The organism is Pseudomonas sp. ArH3a (assembly GCF_022648765.1).
GTDB lineage: Bacteria > Pseudomonadota > Gammaproteobacteria > Pseudomonadales > Pseudomonadaceae > Aquipseudomonas.
The window spans coordinates 6,046,855-6,056,275 of record NZ_CP080330.1; the positions used below are offsets into that span (position 1 = coordinate 6,046,855).

The window sequence follows — 9,421 nt, forward strand, 5'->3', positions numbered from 1 at the left end:
TCACCTATCTGGTTAGCGGTCGGCAATCATCCGGCCATTGATGTGGCATTTATCAGCGTGCAGCACGAATGGCGGCTCAGCGGCCATCACGATCATGACGTGACCGCCGGCGCTGATCTCTACTCGATCAGCGGACACCACCAGCGTGCTGGCTGACGGGCGTGCGGCCAAGCGCTCTGCCATCTCAGCAGCCGTCTCTGGCCGCTTGTAGATCAGCCTGGTGCGAATGTCGGCACAATCGCGGTCGTATGACTCGTCCGTGGTCGAGAACTCCGCACTGTCTCGGTACTCGGCGGGAATAGCCATAACCTGGCCACCAATGAATCGGTAACGCTCGATCGCATTGGTTGGCAGTTCGCTCTCGGCCCAGTCCCCCACTTCCACTGTGATCAGGCGCGGGACTTTCAACTGGTCTGTGTGTCCCGAATTCAGCTCCATGGCGCCGGTTGCTTCGTCCAGCCGAAGGCCAGACAGGCCTGGCACATAGTCATGGCTCTGCATTGCGGATCTCCAGGTCGTAATAGGCGCGGGCAACCGGACGCGATCCATGCTGCTGATCCGGCCTTTGCTCATCCTTGAGCATTCACCCACATAAAACTCGTTGATTGGCGGAAGGCGGAGGAGTCGAACCCCTACCGTTTCCAGCAGCACCGGGTTCAAACCGGTTTGCCTACCACTTGGCGCCGCCTTCCAGAAACGCGAAACCCCGCACGATGGCGGGGCTCTTGAATGGGTGCAGGTGGCTGGCGCAATTATCCAGCTCTGGTGGGGCAGATCGCCGGGTCACGTACCCTGCCCTCTCATCGCGTAGCCGCCCATTGTCCGCACGGGATTAGACGACGCCTCTACCGACTTAGCCCAGCTGCCTGGGCGATAACCTGCATAAAACAATCGGGCATCAGCTGCGCAATATGCGCAATTCCAATCACCTGCAAACTACACACAACCCGCGCAGCGTCTACTTTTGCGCGAGCTGCGCAGGTGCGCACTTACTGCGCAGAACTGCGCACCCTGGCTCATTGTGAAACGGCGCAGATGCAAACTGGAGCGGATACAGGGAATCGAACCCTGATCAAAAGCTTTGAAGGCTGTCTAGCGACCTACGCTACCGCAAATGCGTGTCTTCCCACGCTGCCCGCCAATACCACCCAGCATCAACTGGAGGTCATAGATGCATTGGATGCCGGTGTTCTTTCGCAACGCGTGACTACCGGCGATATCGCGTGCAGGCCCGCCCGAAGGCCCACCCTGGCTATGGCGTCTCGCAAAATTGGCAGCAGGTAAAGGAGTCGAACCCTTACCTTTTCCAGTAGCACGGCTTTCAAGGCCGTTTGCCGTCCAATTGGCGCCACCCGCTGAAAACGAAAAAGCCCCGCACTTGGCGGGGCTTCGAAATAATTCAAAACCAAAAAACGAAATTTAGCGCCTATTCAGAGCTGCTCGCATTTCCTCGAGGAACTCTGCCTCCAGGGTCTCTAACAAATCATGGCCACCCCATGTCAACTTGAGTATGTGGATTTTCTCATTGAGATACCCGCTCTCCTTCAGAAGACTAATCGAGGAGTGAACTTCATCGTTTGTATCACCTGCTTTTTCACAGCGCAGAAGGACATGTAACAGACTTGCACCGTCGGACGTGTCGAGGTCGCGCACCGCCTCCAAAACTCTCTTGGCAACTCCTTTACTCCGTTTCATCTGATGACTGCCTGCTTTGAGATGGCCTTGAATAATAGTCCCTTCTCCAGAAACGAAAAAGCCCAGCACGGTGGCTGGGCTCTAAATGCTTCAAGGATCAATCACGGCGAGCCGGCTTCTACTTCATAGGCACTCGACTTAGCTTGGTTAGCTCAATCGATACTGAACGGTTGCACGAATGCAGATAGTCGTTTTTGACCTTCTTCATACATAAACTCGTAAAAAGGACTGAAGTCGTTCTTGACGGTAAAATAGCCTTTCTCCGAGTCGATCAAGGAGATCATAAAATTTTCAGCGACATATTTTATGCGGCACCGAAACTTCAGAGTGTTCGGCGGAAAAGCTCGGTCTGCTTGATCCAAAATCAGATTCAGAGTGAATACAAGCTCGTTGGACTCTCGTGTCGTTAGATGTTCAGATTTCCCAGTAAAGCCTTGCTTGCCCCCAAACCAAATTCGAGGTTGTCCAGAGAGGCCAACCTTCTCGTCAGCAGCAACGCCGAGGTAGTCAGCAAATCCCGCCCGCACGTTATCTTTTGCTGTATCAAGCTTTACCCAATAAGCGTCTTCGGCATCGCACAGCGAAATGTATTGTTTTTGAATCTCATCAAACTTCGACATCGCACCAGTTCCATCTTAGCTAAATAGGCAGAGTGCCATGCCAAAAGAAAAACAAAAAGCCCGACTCAGAGGCCGGGCTTTTTCTTCGATCCCCTTAACGCGCAGGGATCAGATGATGGATGGCAATTTCGCTCATTTGCCCACTAGTGTCAAGCAACATCATCAATGAGCTTTTCACGCTCCAAGATTTCGGTGACATGGATCACCGCCGCCTCTTGCATCGCCTCCAGGGACTTGTGGATACCGAGGCGCCATCGACTGCGCGTCGACTCTGGCCTGGCGTCCGTGTCCCAAGTGTTAATGTCGTAGAACTCATCCGGCAGCACCTCAACCTGAGTTGATCGTTTGACCTGGCGGCCTTTCGGATCGACGCCAACTTTGAGCCCCTTCATCTTCGGAATGAACCAAACCGTGGTGGCCTTGTAACGGAACAACGCGGGGGCCGGCGAGTTGATCCGGTACACAGTTCGGCTGATCGCGCCGATCCTGTTGCCCTTGTGCGTCGAAAATTTGCCCACCAACACATCCCATTCTGGCCCAGTCAGCTCTCGGTGCAGTAGCGCGTATAGGCAGCAGTCGTAATCGAACTGGTCACGAGCTGATAAGAGCGCCCTGAACCCACCTGTGCGTGTACCTGAGTCAATAAGCTTCTGCCAGCTCTGCTTCGTTGAGTTGTCGATGCTGTCGGCCGCCAGGATTCTCACAATGGCCGGCATGACGTCGCGATATACCGTCATAGTTCGCTCCCGAGGCTTTTACAAACCTCCATAATCACAATTTGTGGATGCGGAGTGCTGGCCTCGCAAGCCGTGGGTTGTAGCTGAATACGAAAAAATTGGAATCTAACGCCTGTCTGCTCGGCATTAGCGTTTCCTGCTATGCGGTCTAACACTTCGGTGGCGATCATGATTTCTTCCTCCCCCTGTACTGCTCAGAGAAGGGGCGGCCGATCTCCACCTCTTCTTGGGTGGGCTCACGGCCCGCAAAATTGACGAACCTGGCGAACTTGCCCTGCTGCTGGACGATGCATGAACCCACCGGCGCGTGCCGACACTTGGGCATGAGCAGCTCAGTCGCGCCGTTCTGGCCCTCCTCGCTGTCCATGTCGCGGTGGACCAGGATGATGCAGTGGGCGTCAGCCTCGATCTGTCCGGAGTCGCGCAGGTCAGAGGCAATGGGCTTCTTGCTCGGGCGCTTGGTTGAATCCCGGTTGAGCTGGGCCAGCAGGATCACAGGCACTTCAAGCTCCTTGGCGATGTTGACGATGCCTGTGGATATCTTGCCGAGTTCCGCGGTGCGGTTGAACGCCTTGCCATCGGAGCCGATCAGGCCGATGTAGTCGATCACAACCACGTCGAGGCCGTGCTTGCGCTTGACCTGTCGGCAGATGCTGCGGATGCGTGGCACGGTCAGGCCCGACTTATCACTCACGTAGAGGGGCTTATCCATGATCTTGTTGACTGCGGAGGTCAGACGCGGCCAGTCATCGTCCTCCAGCTTCCCGTTGTCGAGCAGCTGCAGGTCAATGCTGCCGAGTGACGCCAGAGCTCGGTTGGCCAGCTCCTCTTCAGGCATTTCCAACGAGAACACCATGCCAACGCCAAGACCGGTGCAAGCGATATGCTGGGCGATCTGCAGACCGAGCGTTGTCTTGCCGCTGCCCGGTAGGCCGGCAACGATCGTCACGGTTTTTTTGCGCAGCCCACGGATCAGCTTGTCCAGATCGACCAGGCCGGTGGAAAGCCCCGACTGCACGCTCCCGTTGTACTTGGCGTCGATGATGTCAATGTTGCGGCTAACGACCTCATCGATTCGCTTGTAATCGGGCTCTCCGGTATCTAGGTCGCGTAGATCGGCCATGGCCTGCTGGGCGCTGGCGATAATCTCAGCCACTGGCCGGTTTTCGTTCGCCGAATCGCGCACGGCGTCGGCGGCGTCAACCAAGCGCCGAAGTACTGCCCGCTCGGTCACTGTCCGAGCATATGCCTTCCAGTTGGCGGTGCTGGGCGTGTTCTTCGCCAGTTCCGCAGCGTAAGCAATGGTTGTGCCGCCACTCGGCAAGACCGGTTTGAAGTCGTGAAGGGTGACGGGGTCTACGGGGACACCGGTGGCGTGCAGGTCAAGCATCACCTGGAACAGCGCCGCGTTTTCCGGATCGTGAAAGTCTGCCGTGGTTACAGCCGCGGTGATTGAGTCGAACAGTTCGCCGTCCAGCATCAGCGACCCAAGCAGCGCGTGTTCAGCCTCATCGCTGTACAGCTCGCGGTAGTCGTTCATACGCGTCCCCTCGCCGATTCCCAGGTGAAGCCGACCAGCAGCGCCTTGTTCTCGCGCAGCCGGTCAAGGGCGCGCTCACCGATGTACTGGCTAAGGCCTTGGGCGTTGAGGTTAGACACCACCACCGTCGGGCGGATCAGGTTGTACCGGCGATCAAGAACCTCATGCAGGACCGACAGTTCGTAGTGGGTGCCCGCCTGGGCGCCGACCTCGTCAATCAACAGCAGGTCAAAGCTGGCCAGTTCGTTGATTACGTCACCCTCGGTGTAACCGGCATCTCTGACCATCGAGCGCTTGAACACGCGAATGATCTCGGCGGCGGTGGTGATCACCGCCACGGCCCGGTGCTGGCGAATGACGTGCTGAACGATGCTGCTGGCCAGGTGCGTCTTGCCGTTGCCGACGTTTCCGCACAGCAGCAGATTGCGGCCGGCTTGGAAGTGCTCGCCGAAGTTGTCGGCGTAGGCCTGGCAGGTTTCCAGCGCCTGGGCCATTGCCGGGGTGGTACCGCGGTAGCTCGCGAAAGTGCTATCGGCAAACCGAGGCGTGATACCAGAGCCTACAAGCGCGCTGTTGACGCTTTCGGCTTGCAGGTTGGCCAGCGCCTGCGAATGCTCTTCACTGCCCTGCGGCGCTACGCGCAGGTCGTGGAACTGACACTGCTTGCACGGACGGACAGCCATCGAACCGTCGAACTGTTCAACCTCGGAACGATCAATCGAACCGTGAACCGGGCACTCACCTGCGAAGACGCGCTGCTCAGGCTGGCGGCGGAAATTAGAACGCTGGGCCATTGCCGTCTCCTTGGTACATATCCGGGGTGTGATTTGGAAGGTTGTTGAATGCGGATGGCTTGCCGTTCTTGGCGCCAGCACCAGGCAGCACCGATTCCGGGTAAATGTCCGACCAACTGCTGGTAGTGGACTTATCCAGCACCGCATCGGGTTCCGGGTGGTTGGCCAGCTTCTTTGCGATCAGTTCGCAAGCACGCAGGGTCAGCGGTGCACGCTTGGCCTTCCGCATTTCACAGAAGTCAGCCCAGGCTTGGTCCGATGCGTTGGCCGGCTTTGCAGTCAATGGGTCGAACTTCTGAGCTTTGCCCTTCCCACCCCTCTCCGGTGCCTTGGCGCTTTCTTTTTGGTTAAGGATGGTTAATGGGTGGTTAATGGGTGGATTGGGTGCACACGGTGCACCCCGTTCTGTCGTGGCGTGCACCCCGTTCTGTTCTGGCATGCACCCCGTTGCGTCGTCAGGTGCGCCCCGTTCAGAGCGGGGTGCATCCTGTGCACCCCGTGAAAGGTCAATGTCGTAGCAGACAGGAACACGATCGCGCTGGGAGATATAAGCGGCTGCAACGGCCTGATTTCCACGCTTGATCAGCCCAATCGCCTCCAGTTCACGAAGTCGGTATTGGACGGTGCGCGGGGCCAGACCGGTATCAAGTGCAAGACTCGAAACGGCAGGGAATGCAGCGCGCCCTGACTGATCGGCGTAGTTGGCCAGGCACAGCAGCACGTGCCGCGTATGCGAATCGGTGACCAGCTGCTGGGTCAGCGCCCACGACATGGCTTGGACGCTCATATATCCAGCTCCCGTGTTACCCGGGCAATGAACGCGTCATAGCCCTCGGTCATGACCACGCCGCGATCCTCCAGCGCGCCTCGTGAGGCCTTTGCCATGGCGTAGACCTCCCAGCGGTCGCGCTCAGACAGATGGCGGCAATTTGAATAGTTCGGCCATGGGCCGGCTAATACCTTGCCGGTACCGGACTGAACCGTCGCGACCGCAGTGGTTGACTCCATTGGAGTGGTCATGGGCGCACCTCCGGGGCTTTGCCGGTGGCATTGCAGCGCGGGCACGGCTTAAACCGATTACCGGTATCGCAGCCCCAGCCGGCAAGCCACATGCCGGAGCCCGCGCAATCGTGGCACTTTCCGGTCTCGCTCTCGTAGTCAGCTTTGGCCTGATCGTGCTCAGCTTGGGTAACCACGCACTTTGTGATTGTGCAGTCGCGCCAGGTCAGTTGACCCTTACGCTCTCCGCTCTTGAGCCGTCGCGGAATGCCGCCCTCGACCACACAGTCGTGGGTGTCGCCGATCATCTCGAACTTGCACCAGCGCCATTCGGGCGTCTGGCCAAGCTTCTTGCGAGCAACTACGTTCAACCAGTTCGGCGGTAATTCCGGTTCGGGCTTCACGTCGACCAGTTCCAGCAGGTCAGATGGTTTGAGGTTGGTCATTGCAGAGTCTCCGGGCTCGGGGCATTTGCCTTGGTCATGTCATCGGGAGTACCGCCGGGAGTGGCGCCGGTCAGACTTTCGATCAGCAAGCTGAGCGCATTCATTGCGTCGAGCGAATGTGCGCGCGCCATATCAAGCTCCACCAGGTGAGGGGAATTACCCCTGATGTGCTCAAGCACACGGCTGACATAGTTGAAACCAGCCCAAGCCAAGCTGAGGTCAGGAATGCCGTGGAACGCTGTTTTCGGCAGAGGACCGCACGGGGTTGGCCTCAATGGGATCGGCAGCGACTTGATCTCAACGCCGCCCATCAGGCATTGCCTCTCCTGATCCAGGTGATCCGCCGAGACCTTCTGCGCGTCATGCCCGGTTCTGCGCCGAAACATGACCGCGATAGCCATGCATGCCTCCATCAGTCCGACATGGGTGTCGTCACGTTCGTAGATCTCGCCACCCTCAGAAACAACCTCGACGGCATCAGCCAGTTTTTCGAAAGACATCAACAACAGTGCCGCGTCTTCGAACTTTTCGAAGTGGGCCTCGTTGATAATTTCCACGGTCTGAGTCGATGGAGATTCGGTAATTTTGGTCATTGAGCATCGCCCCCGTCGTACTTGGCCAGGGTGTGCCGGCCATCCCATTTCGATTTCATGGTGAGATCGCCTTTCATGTAGAGCTGATGCAAGCGGCAAGCGCCGTCGAGCAGCAGAATCAGGTCATATTTGATGAATGATTCAACGCCTTCGGCGCTGATCTTCCGAGGTCGCTCCGTCAGGAACCGGTCACGTACGCGGCTGGCCACCCTGTAGCGAGGCTTGCTGTTCTCATCGTTAGCAGCGTTGTAGATCCAGCCCAGGCGCAACAGTGAGCTGTTCACCTGGGAGCAATTGACGCCGTTCAGCCGTTTGCAGAACTGCGTCGGGGTCTCTCCGGTCATGAACAGGCTTTCCAGGCTGGCGATCGTGTCGGCCTGCTGCTTGTTCTCCAGCAGCAAAACTTCGTTCTGCTCCTCCAGATCGGCAGCAAGGCGCATGGCCTCGGCCCGGGTTTGTGGCACGGCGAATGGTTGAGGCCGGAAGTAGCTGTTCACCAGCTGCCGCTGAACAGTCCATGCCAAATCGTCGGTCAATGACTTGACCAGCATCAGGTAGCCTTGCTCGGTTAGGACGATTAAGCCGCGGTTTGGCAGATCAATGGCAAAGGAACGAAATTCGTCCTTTTGCCCTGCGGTGATGAGATGGAAGTCCTCACCATCAATTAAACGGGCGCGGTGCTCGTTGAAGTTGCGCTTGGCGGTTCCCTCTGGACGCTCATGCACCTGATCGATCATGGCGAGAGTCACTACCCGGTTGCCGCGAAACTCCACGACTGGCAGTTCGGTCTGGTGGATGGTGATTGTATTCACTGACCACCCCCAATTTCCCGCGCCACGTTTCCCCGTTGCTCGTTTTGTGGCGCGGATTCGCCAAGCGACTTGAACTCGTCGATCGCGCTATAAACTCCGCCGAAGCCTGTGTCGCTGAAGTACTTCGCCACCTCAAACAAGGTGGCAATGCCTTTTCCGCCGTCGTGCAGGTGGTCAAGGTGGATAGCCTTGATCAGTGCGTGCTGCCACTCGAGCACATCTCTGGCAGCAGTGAGCTGAAACTCAGCTTCTTGTGCCGCCTGCTGCATGGTTGGCAATGGATTGGTCATTTGGCGGCTCCCTGGTGCGGGATGTTTTGCAGCTTGTATGCGGCCGCGGCGCCGGCTTCTGCCATGGACATCGAGAGAAGTGCCAGCGAATTGATAAGCCAGCCGGTACTCATTGCGAGCTCGTCGCTGAGCTCGCCGTGATTCGCTGCTTGCGCGATGAGCTCGCCGATGGCTGCAACCCCGTGCAGCGTGCTGATCTGGAAGTTATCGTTGGCGTTTTCCACTGCTTGGAGTTGCTCAACCTGGACGGTGGTGAGCTTCGCCCCTCTGGTTGAGCAGGCAGGAAACTCACGCTCGACATCGATAAGAAGTTGGTTCCACATTGGAGGCTTCATTGGGCACCTCCCGAGGCTTCCACTTCCGAGGGAAGACCTTTCTGTACGGACCAGAGAAGTGCACTGACGCTATCGGCCACGAACTTCAATGTGGCCATGCCGTCGCAGTACACCATCTCGCCGTAATTCAAGCTGTCGTGCATGTGCTGGCAGATCTGGCCCAGGCCAGAAGCGAGTGTGCGCGCCTGTTGAATTGCATCACGGGAACCGATCCCGGGAACAACCTGGAGCATGTACTCCCCTTTGTTATCGATAGGGGTTTCGCAAAAACCGACTTCAGTTGTCAGGGTGTCTTGCGCAGTTTGTTGGGCAGTGCTATTTTTCGGGTGCATGAACTCGTCCTCCAACAGACGAAGAAGTACTGAAACGCTTGTCCAACCAAGCGATGGTTACGAAGCCCGCCTCCAACAGCGGGCTTTTTTGTGCGTGTCTTTCAGGTCCAACCCATCGTTACACGGCACAAAAATATGCAACCCCTCCCCTGAGGGGACTGCTGCCTACCCTGATCGGGCGGGAATAAATGTCTTTGCGCGCATATCACGTCCTCCAAAAATGCAACT

At 57.4% G+C, this 9,421-nt stretch carries 14 protein-coding genes and 2 tRNA genes; all 16 read right to left on the reverse strand.

Annotation, left to right across the window (positions count from 1 at the left end; all coding sequences use genetic code 11):
- Positions 1-12: 12 nt before the first annotated feature.
- Positions 13-501 carry a hypothetical protein gene (locus K0P33_RS27795; protein WP_242152692.1) on the reverse strand — a complete coding sequence of 163 codons (489 nt, stop codon included), beginning with the start codon at positions 499-501 and terminating at the stop codon, positions 13-15.
- Between the two features lie 105 nt (positions 502-606).
- Positions 607-692, reverse strand: a tRNA-Ser gene (locus K0P33_RS27800).
- A 579-nt stretch (positions 693-1,271) separates the two neighbouring features.
- A tRNA-Ser gene (locus K0P33_RS27805) sits at positions 1,272-1,357 on the reverse strand.
- A gap of 62 nt (positions 1,358-1,419) precedes the next feature.
- Positions 1,420-1,764, reverse strand: a complete 345-nt coding sequence (locus K0P33_RS27810) for a hypothetical protein (RefSeq protein ID WP_242152695.1) — start codon at positions 1,762-1,764, stop codon at positions 1,420-1,422.
- An 83-nt stretch (positions 1,765-1,847) separates the two neighbouring features.
- Positions 1,848-2,315 (reverse strand): hypothetical protein, encoded by a 468-nt coding sequence (locus K0P33_RS27815; protein ID WP_242152697.1) that lies wholly within the window; start codon positions 2,313-2,315, stop codon positions 1,848-1,850.
- A 149-nt stretch (positions 2,316-2,464) separates the two neighbouring features.
- Positions 2,465-3,052, reverse strand: a complete 588-nt coding sequence (locus K0P33_RS27820; protein WP_242152700.1) for a hypothetical protein — start codon at positions 3,050-3,052, stop codon at positions 2,465-2,467.
- Between the two features lie 166 nt (positions 3,053-3,218).
- Positions 3,219-4,592, reverse strand: a complete 1,374-nt coding sequence (locus K0P33_RS27825) for a replicative DNA helicase (RefSeq protein WP_242152702.1) — start codon at positions 4,590-4,592, stop codon at positions 3,219-3,221.
- Complete coding sequence (locus K0P33_RS27830; protein WP_242152705.1) at positions 4,589-5,386, reverse strand: ATP-binding protein; 798 nt, start codon at positions 5,384-5,386, stop codon at positions 4,589-4,591. Before K0P33_RS27830 ends, K0P33_RS27825 begins: the two co-directional genes overlap by 4 nt.
- Entirely contained in the window at positions 5,370-6,173 is an 804-nt protein-coding gene (locus tag K0P33_RS27835) for a helix-turn-helix domain-containing protein (RefSeq protein WP_242152709.1), read from the reverse strand. The genes K0P33_RS27830 and K0P33_RS27835 overlap by 17 nt, the downstream gene beginning before the upstream one ends.
- Positions 6,170-6,406, reverse strand: coding sequence for a hypothetical protein (locus K0P33_RS27840; RefSeq protein WP_347341847.1), 237 nt, complete (start codon positions 6,404-6,406; stop codon positions 6,170-6,172). Before K0P33_RS27840 ends, K0P33_RS27835 begins: the two co-directional genes overlap by 4 nt.
- Complete coding sequence (locus tag K0P33_RS27845) at positions 6,403-6,831, reverse strand: hypothetical protein (RefSeq protein WP_242152712.1); 429 nt, start codon at positions 6,829-6,831, stop codon at positions 6,403-6,405. The genes K0P33_RS27840 and K0P33_RS27845 overlap by 4 nt, the downstream gene beginning before the upstream one ends.
- On the reverse strand, positions 6,828-7,424 hold the full coding sequence (locus tag K0P33_RS27850; protein WP_242152715.1) for a hypothetical protein: 597 nt from the start codon (positions 7,422-7,424) through the stop codon (positions 6,828-6,830). The genes K0P33_RS27845 and K0P33_RS27850 overlap by 4 nt, the downstream gene beginning before the upstream one ends.
- A complete protein-coding gene (locus K0P33_RS27855; protein WP_242152718.1) occupies positions 7,421-8,236 on the reverse strand; it encodes an ORF6N domain-containing protein in 816 nt (271 codons plus the stop codon). Before K0P33_RS27855 ends, K0P33_RS27850 begins: the two co-directional genes overlap by 4 nt.
- Positions 8,233-8,526 (reverse strand): hypothetical protein, encoded by a 294-nt coding sequence (locus K0P33_RS27860; protein WP_242152721.1) that lies wholly within the window; start codon positions 8,524-8,526, stop codon positions 8,233-8,235. Before K0P33_RS27860 ends, K0P33_RS27855 begins: the two co-directional genes overlap by 4 nt.
- A complete protein-coding gene (locus K0P33_RS27865) occupies positions 8,523-8,861 on the reverse strand; it encodes a hypothetical protein (protein WP_242152724.1) in 339 nt (112 codons plus the stop codon). The genes K0P33_RS27860 and K0P33_RS27865 overlap by 4 nt, the downstream gene beginning before the upstream one ends.
- Positions 8,858-9,193, reverse strand: coding sequence for a hypothetical protein (locus K0P33_RS27870; protein ID WP_242152727.1), 336 nt, complete (start codon positions 9,191-9,193; stop codon positions 8,858-8,860). The genes K0P33_RS27865 and K0P33_RS27870 overlap by 4 nt, the downstream gene beginning before the upstream one ends.
- Between the last annotated feature and the right edge of the window lie 228 nt (positions 9,194-9,421).